This window comes from Formosa agariphila KMM 3901, assembly GCF_000723205.1.
Lineage (GTDB): Bacteria > Bacteroidota > Bacteroidia > Flavobacteriales > Flavobacteriaceae > Formosa > Formosa agariphila.
The window spans coordinates 2,827,130-2,849,867 of the sequence record NZ_HG315671.1; the positions used below are offsets into that span (position 1 = coordinate 2,827,130).

The following is a 22,738-nucleotide window of genomic DNA, read 5'->3' on the forward strand; positions in this document are numbered from 1 at the left end:
CTTTTAAAATGAAACATCTTTTATTTGCATTTGGATTGAGTATTTTTATGATTTCACCAACTTTTGCTCAAAAAAAGAAAGAGGTAGAAATACAAAAAACAGATTATAGACCTTTAGTAAAGTCTTTAGAAACCACTTTAGGTACTTTATATTTATCGCTTTCTGGCGATAAAAAAGAAAAACGCGATTGGGATTTATTTAAATTCTTATTTAAAGAAGATGCTAAATTAATTACAACGGGAGTCGATTACGAAGGTAAATTACAAGCCAAATACATGTCGCCCGCCGAATACGTAAAAGCATCTAAATCGTGGATGTTAAAAAACGGATTTCACGAAAAAGAGATAAACAGAATCGTACATACCTATGGCGATATTACCCAAGTTTTTAGCACATTTGAGGCCTATCATTCCTCAGAAGACAAAGAGCCTTTCATGAAAGGAATTAACAGTATTCAATTGTTATTCGACGGAAACAGATGGTGGATTATTAACTTGTTATGGACCAACGAAACTGAGGATAAACCTATCCCTGCAGAATTCCTTCAAAAAGACGACTACTAGTTTTTATCTTCTAACAAGGGTACAAAACGAAACTCACCAAATTCGTGTTTTTCAAATTCTTTCGGCCCCTTTCTAACAAAAAGTGTCATGGTTTGCACTTGGTCTCCAACCGGAATTACTAAACGCCCTCCAATATTTAACTGACTTAATAATGGCGTTGGCACAAATGGTGCTCCAGCGGTAACAATAATACCATCAAACGGTGCTTCTTCTGGCATCCCTTTATAGCCATCTCCAAAAATTAATTTCTTAGGACGATATCCCAGTTTAGGAAGAAATTTACTCGTCTTTTTAAATAATTCTAACTGACGTTCTATACTAAACACTTTAACACCTAATTCGCATAACACAGCAGTTTGGTATCCACTTCCTGTACCAATTTCTAAAATTTTGGCATCGCGATTAAGTTGTAATAACTCAGTTTGAAAAGCTACAGTATACGGCTGAGAAATGGTTTGATCTGCCGCAATCGGGAAAGCTTTATCTTGATAAGCATGATCTAAAAAACTAGAATCCATAAACAGGTGTCTTGGTATATTACCTATTGTTTTAAGCACATTAACATCTGTAATGCCCTTATTTTTTAATGTATTTACCAATTGCTGACGTAATCCTTGATGTTTAAAAGTATCTTTCAAAAGAGTGTATAATATTATGAGGTTGGTAGAAATATTCGTTTTGCAAAAGTAAATCTTTTTTTAAATTTTTATTAGCATTTAAAACTCATAAAAAATCTTATTTTTGTTTAAAACCCTATTCACATGTTAAAAGCTGGAGTTCTTGGTGCTGGTCATCTCGGAAAAATTCATTTAAAACTTCTAAATCAATCTGATAAGTACCAACTTGTAGGTTTTCATGATGCAGATAAAGAAAACGCTAAAAAAGTTGAAGCCGAATTTGGTTATAAATTTTTTGAAACTGTAGAAGAATTAATAGAAGCTGTAGATGTAGTAGATATTGTAACGCCTACGCTTTCGCACTACGATTGTGCTAAATTAGCAATCTCTAAAGGCAAAAATATTTTTGTTGAAAAACCAATTACAAATACGGTTCAAGAAGCTGAAGCTTTAAGAACTTTGGTGGCCGAGTACAAAGTAAAAGGACAAGTTGGGCATGTAGAACGTTTTAACCCTGCCTTTACCGCAATTAAGGATTTACTTGATAAACCCATGTTTATTGAAGCGCACCGTTTGGCCGAATTTAATCCCAGAGGAACAGATGTTCCAGTTGTTTTAGATTTAATGATTCACGATATCGACATTATTTTAAGTGTAGTACAATCTAAAGTAAAACATATTAGCGCGAGTGGTGTGTCTGTAATTAGCGAAACACCAGATATTGCAAATGCTAGAATTGAATTTGTTAATGGCTGTGTTGCTAACCTTACTGCCAGTAGAATTTCGTTAAAAAGCATGCGTAAAACACGTTTCTTTCAGCGTGATGCTTATATATCTGTCGATTTTCTAGAAAAGAAATGTGAAGTTGTTAAAATGAAAGATGCTCCAAAAAATCCAGGAGATTTCGATATGATTTTACAAAATGCTGAAGGTATTAAAAAGCAAATTTATTTTGCAAATCCAGATGTGGCAAACAACAATGCCATTCTAGACGAATTAGAAACCTTTGCAGATGCCATTAATAACAACACTAAACCTGTTGTAACTTTACACGATGGAACTGAAGCTTTACGAGTTGCAAATATGATTATCGATCAATTTTAATCACCTCTCTTAACATTTAAACACTCATGAAAAACATTGCAGTTATAGGTGCAGGAACTATGGGCAATGGTATTGCGCATACCTTCGCACAAAGCGGATTTAATGTACAATTAATAGATGTTAATGAAATTGCCTTAGAAAAAGGGGTAAACATTATTTCCAAAAATTTAGACCGATTAGTTTCTAAAGACGTTATATCTGAAGTTCAGAAAAGCGAAACATTAAATCGAATTTCAACATTTACAGCGATGTCTGAAGGTGTAAAAAATGTCGATTTAGTTGTTGAAGCCGCTACAGAAAATATCGATTTAAAACTCAAAATATTTAAACAATTAGATGATATTTGTTCTAAAGACACCATTTTAGCCACAAACACATCGTCTATTTCAATTACGCAAATTGCTGCTGTAACCTCTCGTCCAGAATTAGTTATCGGAATGCATTTTATGAATCCTGTTCCGATTATGAAACTGGTTGAAATTATTCGCGGGTATAATACAAGCGATACGGTAACTAAAACCATAATGGAGCTTTCGGAAACTTTAGGAAAAGCACCAGTAGAAGTTAACGATTACCCTGGATTTGTTGCAAATAGAATCTTAATGCCCATGCTAAACGAATCTATAGAAACGTTATACAATGGCGTTGCAGGTGTTACAGAAATAGATACGGTTATGAAGTTAGGTATGGCACACCCCATGGGACCTTTACAATTAGCCGATTTTATTGGTTTAGATGTCTGCTTATCTATTTTAAATGTCATGTACGATGGCTTTAAAAATCCTAAATATGCACCATGCCCATTGTTAGTTAATATGGTTAATGCGGGAAAATTAGGTGTAAAATCTGGTGAAGGGTTTTACGATTATTCAAAGAGCAGAAAAGCAGAAGTTGTTGCTAAACAATTTTTAAAATAATCATTTTTGTGCTACTTACAGCTCATTTTTAAATGCATAAATACATAAGATGTCGATTCAAAAAAATCTAAATCATATCAAAGAAAATTTACCAAAAGATGTAACACTTGTTGCTGTTTCTAAAACAAAACCTGTTAGCGATTTACAAGAAGCCTACGACGCTGGACAACGCATTTTTGGTGAAAATAAAATTCAGGAAATGGCCGAAAAACACGAGCTGTTACCTAAGGATATAGAATGGCATATGATTGGTCATGTACAACGAAACAAAGTTAAATATATGGCTTCGTTTGTGAGTTTAATTCATGGTGTTGAAAACGAAAAATTACTAATTGAAATAAATAAACAAGCGGCAAAACATAATCGTACCATAGATTGTTTACTACAAATTAAGATTGCCGATGAAGATTCTAAATTTGGTATGACCGAAGCAGAGGCAACACAAATTCTTCAATCTAAAACGAATTCAGATTTGAAACACGTTAATATTGTAGGAGTTATGGGTATGGCAACCTTTACCGAGAATGAATCTCAAATAAAAACAGAATTTATCCAATTAAAAACTATCTTTAATACTTTAAAAACACTGCATAACAATCCTGCTCAGTTTAAAACCATTTCTATGGGAATGAGCGGAGATTATCCTTTAGCAATAGCATGTGGCAGCACAATGGTACGTATTGGAAGTAGTATTTTTGGAGTCCGAAATTATTAATTTTTAAGAGTATATTATTTACGCAGTTTTAGACATAGAGACCACCGGTGGCAAGTTTAATCAAGAAGGCATTACCGAAATTGCTATCCACAAATACGATGGACACACCGTTGTAGACCAATTTATATCCTTGGTAAATCCAGAGCGAGACATTCAACCTTTTGTTGTTAATCTTACTGGAATTAACAGTAATATGCTTAAAAATGCGCCTAAATTTTACGAGATAGCAAAGCGTATTATTGAGATTACCGAAGACTGTATTATCGTAGCACATAACTCTGAATTCGATTACCGCATTTTACGTACAGAGTTCAACAGGTTAGGTTACGATTATAAACGTAAAACACTTTGTACCGTAGAATTATCGAAAGATTTAATTCCAGACCAGCCGTCTTATAGCTTAGGAAAACTGGTTCGATCTCTCGGAATTCCTGTAACAGATAGACATCGGGCTAACGGAGATGCTTTGGCAACAGTAAAGTTGTTTAAACTACTCCAAACGAAAGACACGACTAAAAAAATCATTCAATCTTCAATTAAAGAAGGACAGAAGCGTAATAAAATAGATAATAAGCTTATAGATATTATAGAACCTCTTCCTACTATTACAGGTGTATATTATATTCAGAAAAAAGGAGGAGACATTATATACATTGGCAAAAGCAGAAATATTAAACGTCGCGTTAATCAGCATTTTACCGCTACAGATACGAAATCTAAAAAAATTCAACTTCATGTTAGTGCCGTAAGCTATGAAGAAACAGGTAGCGAATTAGTAGCGTTGCTTAAAGAAAACGAAGAAATAAAACGCCTGAAGCCCATTTATAATAGAGCTAGAAAACGTACGCATTTTACACATGCCTTGTACGCCTTTAAAGATAAAAATGGTTATATCAATTTAAAAATTGATGTTGCAGACGGTCGTAAACATCCTATTACCACTTTTAGTAATAAGCAAAGTGCAAAACACTTTATAGAACATCATGTAGAAGCCTATAACTTTTGCCTACAATTAACTGGTTTAGGTGCTACTAATTCTGAAAAACCATGTTTTAATCACAGTTTAAAAACGTGTCACGGTGCATGTATTAAAGAAGAATCTGCAGCAGAATACAATTTACGAGTTCAAGAACTTATCGATAAAAATAGTTATGCTCACAAAAACATGATTATTGTAGATCGTGGACGAGATATTGACGAGCGCAGTGCCATTTACATTAAGAACGGACAATTTGAAGGCTTAGGATTCTTTAATTTAAACTTTCAAATCAATAATATTTCGGTTCTAGAATCTATTATTACAAAAATGGAAAACAATAGAGATACGCAACATATTATTCAGAGTTACTTACGCAGTCACAAAAAAATTAAAATAATTCAGCTACCTTCTTAAAAGTATTCTTAACATACTTTTTTAAAATTAAGAACATAAGCTAAGTTTACTTACTTTTGATTTTATGATTGAGCCAAAACAAGATAAAAACTGGAAAGTCCGTTTACATGAAATAATTTATGAAGCAGATACGCCTGCGGGAAAGTTATTCGACATACTGCTTCTTGTGGTTATTATTGCCAGTATTCTTTTGGTTATGCTGGAAAGTGTTTATTCTATTGATATAAAATATCACGACTTTCTAAACATTTCAGAATGGATTATAACGGTACTTTTTACTATTGAATACATTGCTAGAATAATTACTGTAAAAAAACCATTCAAATATATTTTTAGTTTTTACGGTATTATCGACTTACTCTCTACTGCTCCAAAATATTTATCATTAATATTTGCAGGAACACATGCCTTAGTGGCTTTAAGAGCATTAAGATTATTACGCGTTTTCAGAATATTAAAATTAGCCCGCTACTTAGGTGCTTCAAATAATTTAGTTTCTGCTTTAAAGGCTAGTAGAGCAAAAATTTCTGTGTTCTTGTTTACAGTTGTAATACTAGCAGTTATTTTAGGCACTATTATGTATTTAATTGAAGGAGACCATAACGAAGGATTTGCAAACATTCCTAAAAGCGTGTATTGGTGTATTGTAACCCTTACAACGGTAGGTTTTGGAGATATTGCTCCACAGACACCTTTAGGACAATTTATAGCAGCTTTAATCATGATTTTAGGTTACGGTATTATTGCTGTGCCTACAGGAATTGTAACAGCCGAATACACCAGTCAAGGTAATAATAATAAAAACAACACTAGTCCTAACAACCCAGAAGTTAAAAAAGTACGTTTAAATTCGCAATCATGTTCAAACTGCTTAAAAAGCGACCACAGAGACGGCGCTCAAAATTGTTATAATTGCGGAGAACCTCTTCATAATACATAGCCCTTTGGAAACACCTAAAAACCTTATTTCTATAGTTGGCCCAACGGCAATTGGAAAAACAGCTCTTAGTATTAAACTTGCACAGCATTTTAATACCGAGATTATTTCTGCAGATTCTAGACAGTTTTTTAAAGAAATGCAAATTGGTACAGCTGCTCCTACTTCTGACGAATTATCTCAAGCCCCTCACCACTTCATACATCATAAATCTATTGAAGACACTTATAATGTTGGAACGTTTGAAAAAGAAGCCATACACACTCTAGAAACACTTTTTAAAACACATCAAACAGTTATTATGGTTGGTGGATCTGGATTGTATGTCGATGCTGTTACGCGTGGGTTAGACGATTTTCCTAAAGTAGACCCTAATATTCGCATCGCATTAAATGCTCAGCTAGATAGTGAAGGTTTAGAAAATTTACAAAATCAATTAAAACAATTAGACCCAAAATCGTTCGAGTCTATAGCTATAGATAATCCGCACCGTGTAATTAGAGCTTTAGAGTTATGCATTGGCACCGGACAACCCTATTCCTCATTTTTAAATAAGGACAAAGATGCTCGCCCTTTTAATACCATTACAGTAGGGTTAAAAGCAGAAAGAGATGTTATTTACGACCGTATAAATAGACGTGTAGATATTATGCTACAAGAAGGATTACTTGAAGAAGTAAAACAACTTGTAGATCAACAACATTTAAATGCTCTTAATACGGTTGGTTATAAGGAAATATTCAATTACTTAAAAGGAGAATGGCCTCTTGATTTTGCCATTTCAGAAATTAAGAAAAACAGCAGACGCTTTGCGAAACGTCAATTAACCTGGTTTAAACGTAACGAAAACACATTGTGGTTCGATTACGAAACGCCTATTGAAATTATTATTCAAGATATTGAAAACGCATTAGCTGTTTAATATTCTACACGTATCGTTTAAAAACACAGCACTTTATTACATATTTAGCTTAAAATATAAATTATTACAGCAATACTACTAATTTATACAGATGCACTATTATAAATTATAACAGCGCATAAAAAAATGTTAAATTAGCATGTACTAACACCTAAAAACTCAAAAAAACTTAAGGTTTAGTAAACATTTTTCAATAATATAACAAGCTGTATTATAATTTTTATAACGATACTTTTTTTACATTTTTTAATGATAAATGTCATTATCCAACAGTATTATAATAATTACTTTTGCACCTTATTTAAACTAAACCAATGGAATTTTTAAACGCCACCTATTTAGCCCTATTCTTAATCATTTGTATCGGTTTCATTATTGGTAATATTAAGATAAAAGGGATTTCGTTAGATGTTTCTGCAATTATATTTGTCGCCTTACTTTTTGGTCATTTTGGCGTTGAGTTACCAGACATTTTACAAAAAATTGGATTAATATTATTTATTTACACTATAGGGCTACAGGCTGGTCCAGGTTTTTTCGATTCCTTTAGAGAGAACGGAAAGAACTTAGTGGTAATCGCTGCTTTAATTGTCTTTTCTGCCGCACTTATTACATTTCTATCCATACAATTTTTAGACATAGATAAGTCTATAGCTATCGGATTAATGGCTGGGGCGTTAACAAGTACTCCTGGTTTAGCAACAGCTATAGATGTTACGCATTCACCTTTAGCGTCTATTGGCTACGGTATTGCCTATCCGTTTGGTGTTATTGGAGTTATATTATTCGTTAAGCTATATCCAAAAATTTTCAGAATTAATTTGACTAAAGAAGAAGAGTTATATGAAGAGAAAGCTCATGGACATTACGATGTTATTTTAAGAAGTACGTTTAGAGTAGAAAATGAAGGTGCAATAAACAAAACATTAGAAGAACTTCAAGTCCGTTCCATGACTAAGGGTGTTGTATCTCGAGTTAAACACAATAATGAAGCCTTTGTACCACATAAAGATACCATTTTACATAAAGATGATTATATACGTGTTGTTGGAACCGAAGATGCTTTAAAACGTGTTGAGTTATTAATTGGACCTAAAGCTGACGTTGAAATATCTTTAGGTGAAGCTTATGTCGTGCAATCGTATTTAATGACTAAAACATCTTTGGTTAATAAAACCTTAGGAGAATTAAACTTAAAAGATAATTTTAACGCTACTATTACACGTATACGAAGAAGTGGTATAGACTTATCTCCTAACTCTACATTAAGATTACAGATTGGAGACAAATTAATGATTTCTAGTCAGAAGAGTGCTGTTAATGAAATTTCTAGACTTATTGGAGACAATAAAAGTAAACTATCTGATACTGATTTTTTCCCTCTTGCTTTAGGAATTGTTATTGGTATTTTAGTTGGAGGTATTTCAATCTCGTTTGGTGACGCTTTTACATTTAATTTAGGATTAACTGGAGGAATACTTATTGTAGCAATGATTTTAGGTAGAATAGGAAAAACAGGAAATGTACTTTGGGTAATGAGTGGTAACGCCAACCAATTATTAAGACAATTTGGTTTAATGTTATTTCTTGCTGTTGTAGGTACTAATGCTGGAGCTACTTTAGTAGAAACCTATTCGCAATACGGAATTAAGCTATTTTTAATTGGTGGACTAATTACATTTGTGCCAATGCTTATAGCTGCAATTGTTGCTAGAATATTCTTTAAAATAAATACGTTAACCTTATTAGGAACACTTACAGGATCTATGACAAGTACTCCTGGTTTGGCTGCTGTAGATACCATGACTAAAACAGATGCTCCTTCGGTGGCTTACGCTACTGTTTATCCTATTGCTATGGTACTTTTAATAATCTGTGCACAAATCTTAGGTTTACTATTTTAAACCTATTTGTACTGCTCTTAAATACATTTAAAGTAGAATGGTTTAGGATGTATTTCAAGAGGATAAAAACTACTACACATAAAAAAATCCAGCAATATGCTGGATTTTTTAATATAATATAAGGCGTATATTACGCTTTCTGATTGTTTACTACCAAACGGAATCCTTCACCATGAATATTTAAAATTTCGACATTCTCATCGCCTTTTAAGTATTTACGAAGTTTAGCGATATACACATCCATACTTCTAGATGTAAAATAGTTATCGTCTCTCCATATTTTAGTTAAGGCTAATTCACGAGGCATTAAGTCGTTTTCGTGTAAAGCTAACAAACGTAATAATTCGTTTTCTTTGGGCGATAATTTAATAGGTTCGTCATCGTTTAATTTAAGAAATCTTAGTTTCGAGTTTAAATCGAACGCACCAATTTTAAATTCAAACTGTTTACTATCTGTTACCGTTTCTGAAGCTTTACGTTGAATGATTGCATGAATCTTCATTAATAACACTTCGCTATCGAAGGGTTTATTTAAATAGTCGTCTGCCCCTACTTTGTATCCTTTTAATACATCTTCTTTCATGGCTTTAGCCGTTAAGAAAATAATAGGCACTTCTGTGTTTTTCTCTCTAATTTCTTTAGCTAGAGTAAAACCATCTTTATAAGGCATCATGACATCAAGAATACATAAATCAAAATCATCTTTTTTGAACTTTTCGAAACCTTCCATACCATTTTTAGCATGGGTAACATCGTAGTCGTTCATGGTTAAATAATCTTTAAGGACCGTTCCAAAGTTTGGATCATCCTCTACTAATAAAATTCTCTTATGTTGTTCGCTCATAATCTTTATGATATTAATGGAAGTTTTACAATGAATGTACTTCCTTTTCCTTTCTCACTTTCCACCGAAATATGACCTTGATGATCATCTACTATTCGTTTTACATATGCAAGACCAAGACCGTGACCTTTTACATTATGTATGTTTCCTGTGTGCTCTCTATAAAACTTTTCAAAAACTCTTTTTTGTGCGGCTTTACTCATTCCGCTACCTTGGTCTTTTATTTTTAATAAAATACTATTCCCTACCGTTTCCGTATACACATCTATTTTTGGTGCTTCAGGAGAATATTTTATGGCATTATCTAACATGTTAACTATAACATTTGTAAAATGTGTTTCGCTTGCCAAAACTGTAGATTTATCTGCATCTAAGTGCAAATGAATAAAACCTTGTCTGTCTTCTACTATTAACTCAATATGGGTAATAGCATCTTCTACTAAGTCGTGCAAGTCTACACTATCCTTACTAATATTTAGTTCATTTTTTTCTAGTTTAGATATTCTTAATACGTTTTCAACGTGTGCATGCATACGTTTGTTTTCTTCTTTTATCATATTAAGATAACGCATTACTTTGTCTTTATCATCAATAATCTTCGGATTTTTTATAGCATCCAAAGCTAAATTTATTGTTGCTATAGGTGTTTTAAACTCATGCGTCATATTATTAATAAAATCATTCTTTATTTCTGAAATCTTACGTTGTTTTAACAACTGAAATAAAGCACTGATGTAAGCAATAATAATTATTGAAGTAAAGATAAACGACAATAATGTCATGCCTAATATAGACGACATGATAAACTTATTTCGCTCTGGAAAATTCACCAATAATCTAAAATTATTTTGGCTGTTTTCGTTCTGAAAAATGGGCACACTAAACGTTTTATCGTCTTTCAACTCAAAACCTTCACTTTGCACTTTAGTTGCTAAATCGTTACTATAAATGGCAAACTCGTAATCTATATCAATATTATCTTCGTGAAGCTTTTTAGTTAACAAGCGTGTAATTTCTTCTTTCTTAACACGTTTATAAATAGGTGTTCTACTTGTTAATACTTTAAAAGCTTCCTCAAAACTTTGTTTTTCAGCTTCATTAAATCGTCCGATTTTTGAAATACTTAAAACAGGATTTACATTAACGTTATTTTCAATAACACTTTTGTTACTGTAAACCTTCGTTTCAGACTTACTAATAATACGTTTTATATTTATACTATCTAAACCTATGTCAAAGATCGAAGAAGACAACTTATAATTCTCTTCTAAAATTCCACTTCTATAAATTAGAGTTTCGTCTGTACTTTCATTTTGCTGATTAAATAAAAGTTGCGTGATTGCAATGGTATCTGCATCTTTTTTTTGATCAACTAGACGTTGAAACTTTCTAAAATATGTATTTAATTCGCGTTGTTCTATATCTTTAGAAACAAAACTTAAGGCCTTTTTTACATTAAAAGTAAATTGCTCCTCTTCATTTTTTACCGAATCGCTAATATAACGTGCTTGAACAAAAATGATACCTATCAACGATAAGCTCATTAATACTACTAGCAACATAAATAACTTCTTGCTCATCGTTCAAAATTAACATTTTAACATTTAGTTTTTTTAACATTTAACCTTACATTAACAAATTTGTTAAAACAGTTCTTTTATTTGTTTTTTTTAAGTATTTCTCGGTGAATTTCTTTCACTTGTTGTTCCATATGCGCCATAGTATCATTTACAATAACATAGTCGGATTTAGCAATACGCTCGTCGTCCGACCACTGTTGTTTCATAATCGATTCTATTTTTTCAACAGACGTTTTATCGCGTTTTAAAAGCCGTTCTATCTTCGTTGCTTTATCTAGAGTAACCGTAATTATATAATCGCACATTCTATCTGCTCCACTTTCAAAGAGGATCGCTGCTTCTTTTAAAATGTATGCAGAAGTTTGTTTATCCACCCAAGATTTAAAATGTGCTGCAACACGAGGATGAACAATTGCATTCATTTGCTCTAATAGCGCTTTGTTGTTAAAAATAGCATGAGAAATATAAGGCTTATTTAAAGCGCCATCTAAATACGCTTCTTCTCCGAACAAATCGATTAACTCCGATTTAATTTCTACAGAATTTACCATTAATAATTTTGCTTCATCGTCTGAAATGTACATTGGAATTCCAAACATGCTATGAAACGTTTTAGCTACGGTAGATTTACCACTTCCTATACCTCCTGTTACACCAACTATTATCATTCTGAAATTATAAATTCTATTTTTTGTTGAATAATTTTTGCACTTTTTACCGACTCGGGTTGCGCGACAAGCTCTGGAACCAAATACGACTGATTTTCTAAATGCTTGTTGTAATCGCATTCTACTTTAAAGTCTTGCGCCACAACATCTTTAAAACCACTTAAATTTGTGTAATAAGAAACCGACACCGATTTCGGATAATATTTTAAAGACAAGTTTTTAGGCACATTCTTAATAGTCACAGGAATATTAAAAGTTCCCTCTGTAAACTTTTCTACTTTTGCAGTAAGACGCACACTTTTATGCGAAAACTGTAGATGCTGACTATTTTCTGGCAACTCCAATTCTAAATACTGATTAATATCTAAATGCACATTAGTTAATTCTAACGATTTGGTTTTTATAAATTTTAAAGCATTTACTGTTTTTTCCGGTCCTATAATATGAATAGAATCTGGAGTTATGGTAAAGCCCTCAAGCACATCGTAACCTGGACTAAATTGGATGTTTTTTTGAAACTTAATAGGTACATCTCGGGTTGTATTTTCATCGTACTTAAACAATAACGAATCGGGAGAAATACTTATAACCTCGACATCCTTATCAAACTGGTCATTAATTTTAGAATATGAACGTTGCTGACTCCATTTAAAAGTGGAATCTGTTAAGTTTAATTTATCGTTATAATCTAAAGTTAATTTCGGATTTGATAAGTAATACCTTAAAAACTTAAAACCATAAGTTTTAAGTGTCACATTTAATTTTTGATTGCTATCGTTTAACACCACATACGTTTCTGGAAGATTAACAATATTTACAGAAATAGGAATGGTATTGGTAATTGTTCTCGATAATTTATTCAGAATTAAAATGGTAAAAGACAATGCTAAAAACAAAGCAAAAATGTTTATTTTCTTACTTCTAACAAATTCTAAGAATCTTGATTTTATATCTTTCATTTCTATAATTTAAAGAATAATTCTGGATATACACGTACTGCTTCCTTTTTTAATACCTGAATGTTTATATAAGATTTTATAAAGCCATACCCGTAACCTTCAAACTGAATTAATATAGCGGGAATAGCCAATAATGCAACAATTAAACTTTTAGATTGTAATAAAGCCAAAAAGAACGCCACAACAAAATATGCAACATAAGCCATTAAAAGCCATTTAAACTGAAATATAAAAGCAATAATTGCAACTAATAATCCGAAAATAAACACTGTTGGAAACCAATATGTAATTTTTGCCGTTTGTGGATGCCACGAATTTAAAATAGGACGAACCAATCCAAATTTATGGACTTGTTTATAAAACTTAGACCATGAAATACGACGTTTGTGATATACAAAAGCATCAGAAATAAGTTTAGTTTGAAATCCTAAACCCCACAATCTAATCGATAAATCTGGGTCTTCGCCAGGATGTATGGTTCCAAAGCCTTTAGAGGCTTGAAACGCCTTTTTAGACAATCCCATATTAAAACTTCGAGGCTGAAATTTACCCACCTGATTTTTATTTCCGCGAATACCTCCTGTGGTGATAAATGAAGTCATTGAAAAATTAATGGCTTTTTGCAGGTTTGTAAACGACGCATCTGCAGCATCTGGACCACCAAAACAATCTACAAATTCAGAATTTAAACTGGCATCAACTTCATTTAAATAATTTGAAGGTAACACACAATCTGAATCTAGAATAATAAAATAGTTCCCTTTGGCATGTTGCATTCCGAAATTTCTGGAATGTCCAGGACCGGTATTTTCTTTATAAAAATACGTAATATCCAGCTGTTCTTGAAATTTATTGACAACAGCTTCCGAAGTTATATTAGAGCCATCCTCGATAATTACAATTTCAAAATCTAAACTTGTTTTTAAGTTTATAAAACTCTCAAGCAACTCCTCAATTTCGTCGGGACGGTTATAAACAGGGATAATAAAAGAATACTGTAAGTGCATACACAAATGTAATTAATTGCATAAAAAAAGCTGCCTTTTTAGGCAGCTTTTAAAAGACATATAAAGTCTAATATTATTTCTTCTCTGAAGCAACAAAAGCTTCCATAACTTCATTACTAACTCCCATGTTACTAAATCCGCCATCGTTGTATAAATTCTGTAATGTAACACGCTTAGTTAAATCACTAAACAATGATACCGTATAGTTTGCACAGTCTAAAGCTGTAGCGTTACCAAGCGGCGACATTTTATCTGCATAAGCAATAAACCCATCAAACCCTTTAACACCAGAACCAGCTGTTGTAGGTGTAGGCGATTGAGAAATTGTATTTACTCTTACTTTTTTATCCTTCCCAAAGAAGTATCCAAAACTACGTGCAACACTTTCTAAATAGGCTTTATTATCTGCCATATCGTTATAATCTGGAAATACACGTTGTGCAGCCATATACGATAATCCTACAATACTTCCCCACTCATTCATAGCTTCTGCTTTGTAAAGTGTTTGCATAACTTTATGGAAAGACATTGCAGAAACATCTGTTCCTTTTTGCGTATACGCGTAATTTTGATCCGTATAGTGATTTCCTTTTCTTACGTTAATAGACATGCCTATTGAATGTAAAACGAAATCTATTTTTCCGCCTAAAATCTCCATAGATTTTTCAACTAGGTTTTGTAAATCTTCTACAGAAGTAGCGTCGGCAGGAATAATTTGTGATCCTGTTTTTTCAGCCAGTTCATTTATTTGCCCCATTCGCATTGCTACAGGTGCATTGGTTAAAACAAACGTTCCTCCTTCTTCATGAACACGTTCTGCAGTTTTCCAGGCTATAGAATTCTCGTCTAATGCACCAAAAATGATTCCTCTTTTTCCCTTTAATAAATTGTATGACATATTTTTAAATCTTATTTTAACTATAGTTGGGACTTAATTCCCGAAAGCATCAAAGTTATGAAAACTTTTTATTCTATTAATAATTCATTTTTAGTAATAATATTGGCCGATGTATTTACCCAATTTCCGTTGTGAAATACAATAATACCCTGAGTTTTATGATAAAATTTCTGCCCTTCTGTTGCGTTATCTATTGGGGGAAATACAAAATCTGGAATACATTCTCCTTCAGAATAAATACCACTGCAACTGCCTTCATCATCCACATCGCAACTTGTTAGGCTTAGAACCAAACTCAATACAAACAGTAGACAGAACATTTTTTTCATTATAAAAATCGCTTTAATTTAATAATTGTTTTGCATGTGCAATCGCCGAACTAGATAATTCTAGTCCGCCTAGCATTTGGGCTATTTCTACAATACGCTCTTCACCTTCTATGGTAATTAAATTCGTGGTTGTAACCTGATTTACATCTTCTTTATACACTTTTAAATGTGTATCGCCTTTTGCAGCTACTTGAGGTAAATGCGTAATAGCAAACACTTGCATACTGTTACTCATCTGTTTCATTATTACTCCCATTTTATTCGATATTTCACCAGACACTCCGGTATCAATCTCATCGAACATAATAGTTGGTAATTGCATATATTTTGATAATACCGATTTTATGGCCAACATAATTCGAGACAACTCACCTCCAGATGCAGCTTTATTTAACGGCTTAAACGTCCCGCCTTTATTAGCCGAAAACAAAAATTTTAAATCGTCTTTACCATTAGCATAGAATTCTGAAGCCACGCTAAGTGTAAATTCAAACTGTGCATTCGGCATACCTAAATCTGCTAATAAAGTTTCTAATTGCGATTTTAACGTCGGGATAACATCGTTACGTTTTGTATGAATTGTCTTCGCTAATGTATTTAAAGTCTTTTCAACCTTACTGATTTCAGTTTTTAGTTTCTGAATATTTTTATCAAGATTTTCTGTTACTCCTACTTTTTCATCTAAAGCATTTTGAATGACGATTAATTCTGAAATTTCTGAAACCAAGTGCTTTTTCTTCAAATTATGAAGTAATTGCAATCTGTTGTTTACAAACTCTAAACGGTTTGGATCAGCTTCTAATGCATCTTCCGAAGCTTCAATTTCGGTAAAAACATCGTATAATTCAATTAAGCTACTGTCTATTCTATCGTATAAATCTTTATAGGTTTGAGAAAACGTTGCTATTTTACTGAAATTAGATTTTACTTCGGTTAATATCGCCAACGCACCTATTTGCTCGTCGCTTAATAACTGATGTGACGCACCAATTTTTTCTTTAATAGCTTCAATATTATCGAGTGTTTCGTATTCCGCTTCTAAGGCTTCAAACTCACCGTCTACCAATTTAGTATCTAATAATTCTTGTAATAAGAACGTATTGTATTCATGCTCTTTATTGGCTTCGGCTTGAAAATCTAATAAGGTCTTTAATTCTTTTTTAAGCGATTTATAATCTTTTAATTTGATTTTATAATCTGCTAAAACAGATTCTACATTTGCCAAAGCATCGATAACTTGAAACTGAAACGCATCGTCTGTTAGTTGCATGGTTTGGTGCTGCGAATGTATATCGATTAAACGCTCGCCCAACGCCTGCAAGCTACTTACGGTAACAGGAGAATCGTTTACAAAAGCACGTGATTTACCAGATGGCAAAATTTCACGACGAATGATTGTTTGAGATTCGTAATCTAAATCTTCCTGTTCGTAAATAGATTCTAAGTTATAATTCGAGACATCGAAAACGGCTTCAATAATACATTTTTGAGTATCGTCTTTTAAAGACGATAAATCGGCACGCTTACCTAAAATTAGCGATAAAGCTCCTAATAAGATAGATTTACCCGCACCGGTTTCTCCAGTGATAATTGTAAAACCATTATTAAAATTTGCCTGTAAATCGTCGATTAAGGCATAGTTTTTTATAGATAAGGATGTAAGCAAAGTAATTGAGGTGCTTTAGATTTGTAGAATCAAAGATAATTTAGATTTAAGTCGAAATCAAATTAAAACTTAATATTTCTCCATTTGCTTGAATATGTCGGAGCGACATTATTTAATACGTCCACAAGACTTGACACATTAACATTTGGACCATCGGAAAAAATCTCTTCTATTTCATCGCCTTTAGCATCAAAGAATACTCGTAATAAAAAAGAATTGGGTCTACGATTATTCATCGTCTGAAACTTTTCAATAGCAATTGCCACATCTTCTTTACCGCCTTTTACGTCGGTGCTCATTTGGTCTAACCCTGTTCTATGGTAACCGTACATGACTTCTCGATATTCTTTAAATGTTGGCGACAACATATTATCGATTAGCATATATCTGCTTTGTAAACCATCTTCAACTTTCCAACCTTTAAAGCCTTCTTGTTGCGAATAATTTACAATAGTTTGTGCTTGGTTTAAATACTCGTCGCCTCCTTTTAATTTAAAAGTGTCTGCATCTTGACCAAGAATCATATAAATATGAAATGCTAAAACAGAAATTAAATTAGATTCGAATTGCGTTGGACTGAAGATTAAATTCTGAAATTCGGCGTAATTAAAGGTGAAATTAGGATCGTTATAATTGTAAACCGGCGTGCTATACGAAGATCCATAAACCGGTCTAGAAGATTGTACTTGTATAGAAGCTTTAAATAAATCGCTTGCATATTCGTTTACAATAATAACCATACTGCAATTTATACGTTCCGATACTTTATAGCTTCTAGATGTCCATTGCGTATTATTTATAAATTCTGTAAGTTGCTTTTCTAAAGTCTTAAAAACTTGAATATTTTCATTACCTGTCTGTTGTGCATTAACTACCACATTACAGTTTAATTCCTGAGCTGCTACACTAACAGAAAGACATAAAAACAATACAAATAATAAGTTACGCATCTAATTGGTTGAATATTTCGTTGAATATATCTTGAGCAACGTCTGCTTTCGATTTTAAGTTAAATTCAGTTATATGCCCTTTAGCGTCTATAAGTGTTACTTTATTAGTATCCGACTTAAATCCTGCGCCTTTATCGTTCAATGAATTTAAAACAATGAGATTTAAATTTTTACGTTTAAGCTTACCTTTGGCATGCTCTAATTCATTATTCGTTTCTAAAGCAAATCCAACCAAAAACTGATTGGTTTTTATAGCTCCTAAAGATGCTAAAATATCTTTAGTTTTCTCTAACTCTAATGTTAACGTACTATCGTCCTTTTTTATTTTCTGAAGTGCAATTTCTTTTGGTCTGTAATCTGCCACAGCAGCCGCACAAATAGCAATATCTACAGTTTTAAAGTATATATGTGCTTCCTCGTACATGTCTTGCGCGCTTATAACAGGAATAATGTTTACGGAACTATGCTGAATCGATTGATTTGTTGGACCTGAAATTAAAGTAACCTCAGCACCCAAATTCGCTGCAGATTTTGCTAATTCGAATCCCATTTTACCGCTTGAATGATTTCCAATAAAACGAACAGGATCTATAGCTTCGTAGGTTGGTCCAGCAGTAATCATGACCTTTTTACCATACAATGGTAAGTTACCTAAAATATGATTTTCTATAAACGATACAATATCTTCAGGCTCTGCCATACGACCTTCACCAACTAAACCACTGGCTAATTCGCCTGAGGTTGCAGGAATCATTATATTCCCGAAGTCTTGTAAAGCTTTAAAAGATTGAGCTGTAGATGGGTGTTTAAACATGTCTAAATCCATTGCTGGAGCAAAATACACGGGACATTTAGCAGACAAATATGTTGCTAGCAACAAATTATCGCAAGTTCCGTTTGCCATTTTAGACATGGTATTAGCAGTTGCAGGTGCAATTATAAAATAATCTGCCCACAGACCTAATTCGACATGGCTATTCCATACCGCATTCTCGTCGTCTTCATTATAAAACGAAGAGACCACCGGGTGTTTAGAAAGTGTAGATAAGGTTAAGGGTGTTACAAAATCAATAGAAGCAGGTGTCATAACGACTTTAACGTTTGCACCTGCTTTTATAAATAACCTTACTAATGAAGCTGTCTTGTAAGCAGCTATACCTGCACTAATGCCTAACAGTATGTTTTTGCCGCTTAGTATTGACATTGCTTAAAATTTACTGAACGTCTTCGTCAGTGTTTCTGTAATATACTTTGTTGTCTAACCACTCTTGAACCGCTAATGCGTGAGGCTTAGGTAATTTTTCGTAGAATTTTGAAACTTCAATTTGTTCTTTATTTTCAAAAATCTCTTCTAAACTATCGTTATACGTTGCAAATTCTTCTAATTTTTCAATTAGTTCCTTTTTAATTTCAGTGTTAATTTGATCTGCACGTCTAGAAATAATAGAAATTGCTTCATATATATTCCCTGTCGGTTCGTCAACTTTGTTTCTGTTATACGTTATTGTATTTACAGGAGCATTGATTTTTTTTAAATCCATTATATTAACTTTTAGTGCTGTAATTTTTTAATTCTTCTACGATATCTTCGTGCATTTTACTTGCTTGATCTACATATTGCGTTTCTGTAAACCCTGTCATTAAATCTTTATAATATTGTTCTGCAGACTCTAAACGTTCTTGTTTTTTACGTTCTACACTGTTCATTGCTAACTTATACGAAGCATCTAATTTATAAAACATAGCATCTTCTCTTAAAGAAGAACCAGGGAATGCAAATAAGAAATTATCGAACGATTTAATAGACGCTTTATAATCTGATATTGTATTGTATTGCTTTGCTATTTCGTATGCTTTACGTTCTAACTTCCCATCTAATTCCTGAATATACCCACTTGCTTCAGTTAGGTATTCAGATTTAGGAAATTGATTTATAAATAACTGTAATTTTTCTATAGCTACTTTTGTCTCCGTTTGGTCTTTACTAAAAACAGGAGACCTCATGTAATAACTCTTTGCACTTAGAAATGAAGCTTCTTCTAACTTCTCACTTTTTGGATACGAGTCTGCAAAACGCTCAAACTGATAAGAAGATGCAATATAGTTTTTCATACCATATTGTGTCTGTGCATACATGTACATTAGTTTTTCAGCTTGTGGTTTTCCACGGTAACTTGGTACAATTTGAGAGAACAATCTATTGGCTTTAGAGTACTCACCTTCATTATAAAGTTCCTCTCCTAATTTAAATTTTGGTCCAATGTCTGTAGCTTTTAGTGTCTTTTGATATTCACTACATGAGCTTAAAACAATAAACGCGAATAAAATGTATAAATATTTCCCCATAGTTTTTAAACAGAATGCAAAATTAAGCTATTCTAATTGATTTTAAAAATATTATTTTTTAGCTAAATTAAAGGTTGTAATTAGGTTACAATTAGCTTTAAGTATAATTTAACTTTTAAACCCATCTTTAAAAAACAAGCGTATGCTCACAAGGTAAACATACGCCACTCAATCTTATTTTAAATGCTCTCTACAAACACTTTAATTTTCTCTTTCAACTCTGGTGTAGCCTCTACCAACGGTAGTCTTACATCTGCACGACAAAGTCCTAAAGCTTCGTAAACGGCTTTAATTCCCGACGGATTATTTTCTTCAAAAATATAACCAATTACATCCATTAATTTAAAATGGATAGCATAGGCTTCTTTAGCTTTACCTTCTAATCCTAACTGAATCATTTTAGAAAACTGTTTTGGAAAGGCTTGACCAATTACAGAAATAACACCCGAACCACCTGCTAAAAGCACTCCTAAAACTAGATCATCGTCTCCAGAGATAATTAAAAAATCTTCTGGTTTATCCTTTATCAATTTTAAATACTGACCAATATTATTTCCAGCTTCTTTAACGGCAACTATATTTTCAAAATCGTTTGCCAGTCTAATTGTTGTTTCTGGTAACATGTTAGAAGCAGTTCTTCCAGGCACATTATATAAAATAATAGAAATAGGACAAGCCTCTGAGATTGCTTTGAAATGCTGGTAAACACCTTCTTGTGTTGGTTTACTATAATATGGTGACACAGACAGAATAGCTTCAAAACCACTTAAATCTGTAGCCTTTATTTCTTCAATAACAGCTGCAGTATTATTTCCTCCAATTCCTAATACTAAAGGTAAACGACCGTTATTTGCTTTAGAAACAGTTTTAATAATAGCTTGTTTTTCTTCCGGAGTAACAGTTGCACTCTCTCCGGTAGTTCCCATTATTACTAAATAATTGGTACCGTTATCAATATTAAAATTAACAATATTTGTTAATGCTTCATGATCTACACTAAGATCCGCCTTAAAAGGTGTAACTAGAGCAACTCCAGTACCCATTAATTTACTATTCATCTTTTTAAATTCTTTTTAATATACTTAAGTATTTTAAAAGCTCTGTTTTAAATACCTCTATGGCCTCCGGATTTACATTAATAATTAAATCGTTTAACCGCTGTTCTTCTTGTAATATCCCAATTTTAAATTCTGCTTTAGAAGCTGCAGTAAGTACTTTTAAATCTAACTCGTCTGCATTATAATAACTCACTAAAGCATCAAACTTTGTATCTAAAAACAATTGCAATTCATTGTTCTTGATAGATCCTCTCCAACCAATATCTTTTTCCGAATAACAAGGAAATTCAATAGTTTCCACCTCCTTATTAACCGAACTAAAGGCTATACATTGAAATTTATTGGGACTAATGTTTAAAGTTTTCGATAAAGATTTTAATGCCTCTAGGTTAGAAAACTCGTCTATATTTAAGATAACCCCCAAACTTTCAATAGGTTTTGAGGCTAGAGAAACCGTACGGTTTGCCAACAATTTATTAAAATATTTTTTATTAGATTTTTCCCTAAAACCTTTTAAAATCATTTATATTTAAACTTTCGTGCAAATGTAGAAAAACTATATCCATACTACAGTAAAATTTATAAGTTTAATTATGATTTTTAAACAATTCATTGTAAGCATTTCACTTGTCTTATTAGCAGGTTGCAAAACAAGCACTTTAAATCTTGAAAAAATTGAAGGCGAACAGATTCCAATTTCCGAAGCTATTCAACCTAACCAAGATATAACCGACTTTATAAAACCATATCATGACCACGTTGTTAAAACCTTAGATAGTGTTCTTGCATATGCACCAGCGTCTTACAAAAAGAGCGATGGCGAGTACAATACTGCTCTTGGAAACTTAATGGCAGATATTGTTTACGAACAATCAAATCCTATTTTTAAAAGCAGATCCAATCACGATATCGATTTTGTTATTCTTAATTACGGTGGTATTCGTGCTCCTATATCTAAAGGCGATATTACACTTAAAACAGCTTACGAAATTATGCCTTTTGAAAACAGTATCGTTGTTGTTAACGTAAAAGGAAAGAATGTAAACGAGGCGATGAACTACTTAAGTAAAGCCAAACGACCACATCCTGTATCTCAATTAAAATTGGTTATAAATTCAGATTTCAATGTTACCGAAGCTTTAGTAAAAGGACAGCCTATAGAGGAAGACAAAACCTATTACATAGCCACTAACGATTACCTTTATAATGGAGGCGACCACATGACGTTTTTTAAACCAAACGATAGTCTGTATGTTTTAAATTACAAGTGGAGAAACGCTATTATAGATTACTTTACCAAAACAGACACTATTAACCCTGTGATAGACGACAGATTTATCCAAATACAATAAATGTAACGA

24 protein-coding genes are annotated in these 22,738 nt (G+C 32.6%); 9 read left to right on the forward strand and 15 right to left on the reverse strand.

Going from position 1 to position 22,738, the window contains the following annotated elements:
* The first annotated feature begins 8 nt into the window (after positions 1–8).
* Positions 9–563: a hypothetical protein gene (locus BN863_RS11700; RefSeq protein ID WP_038533547.1), complete on the forward strand. Its 555-nt coding sequence runs from the start codon at positions 9–11 to the stop codon at positions 561–563.
* Here BN863_RS11700 and BN863_RS11705 read toward each other — a convergent pair.
* Complete coding sequence (locus BN863_RS11705; protein WP_038530791.1) at positions 560–1,201, reverse strand: protein-L-isoaspartate(D-aspartate) O-methyltransferase; 642 nt, start codon at positions 1,199–1,201, stop codon at positions 560–562. The genes BN863_RS11700 and BN863_RS11705 overlap by 4 nt on opposite strands.
* 123 nt (positions 1,202–1,324) lie before the next feature.
* On the opposite strand from BN863_RS11705, the gene BN863_RS11710 reads away from it, so the two are divergent.
* The 7 genes from BN863_RS11710 to BN863_RS11740 all read left to right on the forward strand — a co-directional run bounded on the left by BN863_RS11710 (position 1,325) and on the right by BN863_RS11740 (position 9,072).
* Positions 1,325–2,284, forward strand: a complete 960-nt coding sequence (locus tag BN863_RS11710; RefSeq protein ID WP_038530794.1) for a Gfo/Idh/MocA family protein — start codon at positions 1,325–1,327, stop codon at positions 2,282–2,284.
* A 26-nt stretch (positions 2,285–2,310) separates the two neighbouring features.
* Positions 2,311–3,201: a 3-hydroxyacyl-CoA dehydrogenase family protein gene (locus tag BN863_RS11715; protein WP_038530796.1), complete on the forward strand. Its 891-nt coding sequence runs from the start codon at positions 2,311–2,313 to the stop codon at positions 3,199–3,201.
* A 49-nt stretch (positions 3,202–3,250) separates the two neighbouring features.
* Entirely contained in the window at positions 3,251–3,916 is a 666-nt protein-coding gene (locus tag BN863_RS11720; protein WP_038530798.1) for a YggS family pyridoxal phosphate-dependent enzyme, read from the forward strand.
* Positions 3,917–3,932: 16 nt separating this feature from the next.
* The gene (locus BN863_RS11725) at positions 3,933–5,309 is read left to right on the forward strand and encodes an exonuclease domain-containing protein (RefSeq protein WP_038530801.1); all 1,377 of its coding nucleotides are present in this window, start codon (positions 3,933–3,935) and stop codon (positions 5,307–5,309) included.
* A gap of 64 nt (positions 5,310–5,373) precedes the next feature.
* Complete coding sequence (locus BN863_RS11730; RefSeq protein WP_038530803.1) at positions 5,374–6,249, forward strand: ion transporter; 876 nt, start codon at positions 5,374–5,376, stop codon at positions 6,247–6,249.
* Positions 6,250–6,253: 4 nt separating this feature from the next.
* A complete protein-coding gene (gene miaA / locus BN863_RS11735; RefSeq protein ID WP_051774746.1) occupies positions 6,254–7,168 on the forward strand; it encodes a tRNA (adenosine(37)-N6)-dimethylallyltransferase MiaA in 915 nt (304 codons plus the stop codon).
* Between the two features lie 314 nt (positions 7,169–7,482).
* Complete coding sequence (locus tag BN863_RS11740) at positions 7,483–9,072, forward strand: aspartate:alanine exchanger family transporter (RefSeq protein WP_038530808.1); 1,590 nt, start codon at positions 7,483–7,485, stop codon at positions 9,070–9,072.
* A gap of 130 nt (positions 9,073–9,202) precedes the next feature.
* Here BN863_RS11740 and BN863_RS11745 read toward each other — a convergent pair whose 3' ends face one another.
* The 14 genes from BN863_RS11745 to BN863_RS11810 all read right to left on the reverse strand — a co-directional run bounded on the left by BN863_RS11745 (position 9,203) and on the right by BN863_RS11810 (position 21,900).
* Complete coding sequence (locus BN863_RS11745) at positions 9,203–9,916, reverse strand: response regulator transcription factor (RefSeq protein WP_038530810.1); 714 nt, start codon at positions 9,914–9,916, stop codon at positions 9,203–9,205.
* Positions 9,917–9,921: 5 nt separating this feature from the next.
* Positions 9,922–11,496 (reverse strand): sensor histidine kinase, encoded by a 1,575-nt coding sequence (locus BN863_RS11750; RefSeq protein WP_038530813.1) that lies wholly within the window; start codon positions 11,494–11,496, stop codon positions 9,922–9,924.
* Positions 11,497–11,573: 77 nt separating this feature from the next.
* A complete protein-coding gene (coaE, locus tag BN863_RS11755) occupies positions 11,574–12,164 on the reverse strand; it encodes a dephospho-CoA kinase (RefSeq protein ID WP_038530815.1) in 591 nt (196 codons plus the stop codon).
* Entirely contained in the window at positions 12,161–13,123 is a 963-nt protein-coding gene (locus BN863_RS11760; RefSeq protein WP_038530818.1) for a CdaR family protein, read from the reverse strand. The genes coaE and BN863_RS11760 overlap by 4 nt, the downstream gene beginning before the upstream one ends.
* Before the next feature lie 2 nt (positions 13,124–13,125).
* On the reverse strand, positions 13,126–14,130 hold the full coding sequence (locus tag BN863_RS11765; protein WP_038530821.1) for a glycosyltransferase: 1,005 nt from the start codon (positions 14,128–14,130) through the stop codon (positions 13,126–13,128).
* Positions 14,131–14,203: 73 nt separating this feature from the next.
* On the reverse strand, positions 14,204–15,028 hold the full coding sequence (locus tag BN863_RS11770; protein ID WP_038530822.1) for an enoyl-ACP reductase FabI: 825 nt from the start codon (positions 15,026–15,028) through the stop codon (positions 14,204–14,206).
* 68 nt (positions 15,029–15,096) lie between these two features.
* A complete protein-coding gene (locus BN863_RS11775; RefSeq protein WP_148304607.1) occupies positions 15,097–15,357 on the reverse strand; it encodes a hypothetical protein in 261 nt (86 codons plus the stop codon).
* A 13-nt stretch (positions 15,358–15,370) separates the two neighbouring features.
* Positions 15,371–17,023 (reverse strand): DNA repair protein RecN, encoded by a 1,653-nt coding sequence (recN, locus tag BN863_RS11780; protein ID WP_038530826.1) that lies wholly within the window; start codon positions 17,021–17,023, stop codon positions 15,371–15,373.
* A gap of 62 nt (positions 17,024–17,085) precedes the next feature.
* Positions 17,086–17,973 carry a type IX secretion system protein PorD gene (gene porD / locus BN863_RS11785; protein ID WP_038530828.1) on the reverse strand — a complete coding sequence of 296 codons (888 nt, stop codon included), beginning with the start codon at positions 17,971–17,973 and terminating at the stop codon, positions 17,086–17,088.
* Positions 17,966–19,177: a bifunctional phosphopantothenoylcysteine decarboxylase/phosphopantothenate--cysteine ligase CoaBC gene (gene coaBC, locus BN863_RS11790; protein WP_038530831.1), complete on the reverse strand. Its 1,212-nt coding sequence runs from the start codon at positions 19,175–19,177 to the stop codon at positions 17,966–17,968. The genes porD and coaBC overlap by 8 nt, the downstream gene beginning before the upstream one ends.
* A gap of 10 nt (positions 19,178–19,187) precedes the next feature.
* On the reverse strand, positions 19,188–19,514 hold the full coding sequence (locus BN863_RS11795) for a DNA-directed RNA polymerase subunit omega (protein ID WP_038530833.1): 327 nt from the start codon (positions 19,512–19,514) through the stop codon (positions 19,188–19,190).
* Positions 19,515–19,518: 4 nt separating this feature from the next.
* Positions 19,519–20,319 (reverse strand): outer membrane protein assembly factor BamD, encoded by an 801-nt coding sequence (locus BN863_RS11800; protein WP_038530836.1) that lies wholly within the window; start codon positions 20,317–20,319, stop codon positions 19,519–19,521.
* A gap of 179 nt (positions 20,320–20,498) precedes the next feature.
* Positions 20,499–21,377 carry a 4-hydroxy-tetrahydrodipicolinate synthase gene (gene dapA / locus BN863_RS11805; RefSeq protein WP_038530839.1) on the reverse strand — a complete coding sequence of 293 codons (879 nt, stop codon included), beginning with the start codon at positions 21,375–21,377 and terminating at the stop codon, positions 20,499–20,501.
* A 4-nt stretch (positions 21,378–21,381) separates the two neighbouring features.
* The gene (locus BN863_RS11810; RefSeq protein WP_038530841.1) at positions 21,382–21,900 is read right to left on the reverse strand and encodes a DUF6913 domain-containing protein; all 519 of its coding nucleotides are present in this window, start codon (positions 21,898–21,900) and stop codon (positions 21,382–21,384) included.
* Positions 21,901–21,970: 70 nt separating this feature from the next.
* On the opposite strand from BN863_RS11810, the gene BN863_RS11815 reads away from it, so the two are divergent.
* Complete coding sequence (locus BN863_RS11815; protein WP_038530843.1) at positions 21,971–22,729, forward strand: 5'-nucleotidase C-terminal domain-containing protein; 759 nt, start codon at positions 21,971–21,973, stop codon at positions 22,727–22,729.
* Positions 22,730–22,738 lie beyond the last annotated feature (9 nt).

Coding starts and splice junctions, on each gene's coding strand:
- BN863_RS11760 (WP_038530818.1), bottom strand. CDS start 13,123: ATGAAAGATATAAAATCAAGATTCTTAGAATTTGTTAGAAGTAAGAAA.
- coaBC (WP_038530831.1), bottom strand. CDS start 19,177: ATGTCAATACTAAGCGGCAAAAACATACTGTTAGGCATTAGTGCAGGT.
- BN863_RS11740 (WP_038530808.1), top strand. CDS start 7,483: ATGGAATTTTTAAACGCCACCTATTTAGCCCTATTCTTAATCATTTGT.
- BN863_RS11770 (WP_038530822.1), bottom strand. CDS start 15,028: ATGTCATACAATTTATTAAAGGGAAAAAGAGGAATCATTTTTGGTGCA.
- BN863_RS11745 (WP_038530810.1), bottom strand. CDS start 9,916: ATGAGCGAACAACATAAGAGAATTTTATTAGTAGAGGATGATCCAAAC.
- BN863_RS11715 (WP_038530796.1), top strand. CDS start 2,311: ATGAAAAACATTGCAGTTATAGGTGCAGGAACTATGGGCAATGGTATT.
- BN863_RS11710 (WP_038530794.1), top strand. CDS start 1,325: ATGTTAAAAGCTGGAGTTCTTGGTGCTGGTCATCTCGGAAAAATTCAT.
- BN863_RS11765 (WP_038530821.1), bottom strand. CDS start 14,130: ATGCACTTACAGTATTCTTTTATTATCCCTGTTTATAACCGTCCCGAC.
- porD (WP_038530828.1), bottom strand. CDS start 17,973: ATGCGTAACTTATTATTTGTATTGTTTTTATGTCTTTCTGTTAGTGTA.
- BN863_RS11800 (WP_038530836.1), bottom strand. CDS start 20,319: ATGGGGAAATATTTATACATTTTATTCGCGTTTATTGTTTTAAGCTCA.
- BN863_RS11750 (WP_038530813.1), bottom strand. CDS start 11,496: ATGAGCAAGAAGTTATTTATGTTGCTAGTAGTATTAATGAGCTTATCG.
- BN863_RS11730 (WP_038530803.1), top strand. CDS start 5,374: ATGATTGAGCCAAAACAAGATAAAAACTGGAAAGTCCGTTTACATGAA.
- BN863_RS11810 (WP_038530841.1), bottom strand. CDS start 21,900: ATGATTTTAAAAGGTTTTAGGGAAAAATCTAATAAAAAATATTTTAAT.
- dapA (WP_038530839.1), bottom strand. CDS start 21,377: ATGAATAGTAAATTAATGGGTACTGGAGTTGCTCTAGTTACACCTTTT.
- BN863_RS11795 (WP_038530833.1), bottom strand. CDS start 19,514: ATGGATTTAAAAAAAATCAATGCTCCTGTAAATACAATAACGTATAAC.
- coaE (WP_038530815.1), bottom strand. CDS start 12,164: ATGATAATAGTTGGTGTAACAGGAGGTATAGGAAGTGGTAAATCTACC.
- BN863_RS11775 (WP_148304607.1), bottom strand. CDS start 15,357: ATGAAAAAAATGTTCTGTCTACTGTTTGTATTGAGTTTGGTTCTAAGC.
- BN863_RS11720 (WP_038530798.1), top strand. CDS start 3,251: ATGTCGATTCAAAAAAATCTAAATCATATCAAAGAAAATTTACCAAAA.
- BN863_RS11700 (WP_038533547.1), top strand. CDS start 9: ATGAAACATCTTTTATTTGCATTTGGATTGAGTATTTTTATGATTTCA.
- BN863_RS11815 (WP_038530843.1), top strand. CDS start 21,971: ATGATTTTTAAACAATTCATTGTAAGCATTTCACTTGTCTTATTAGCA.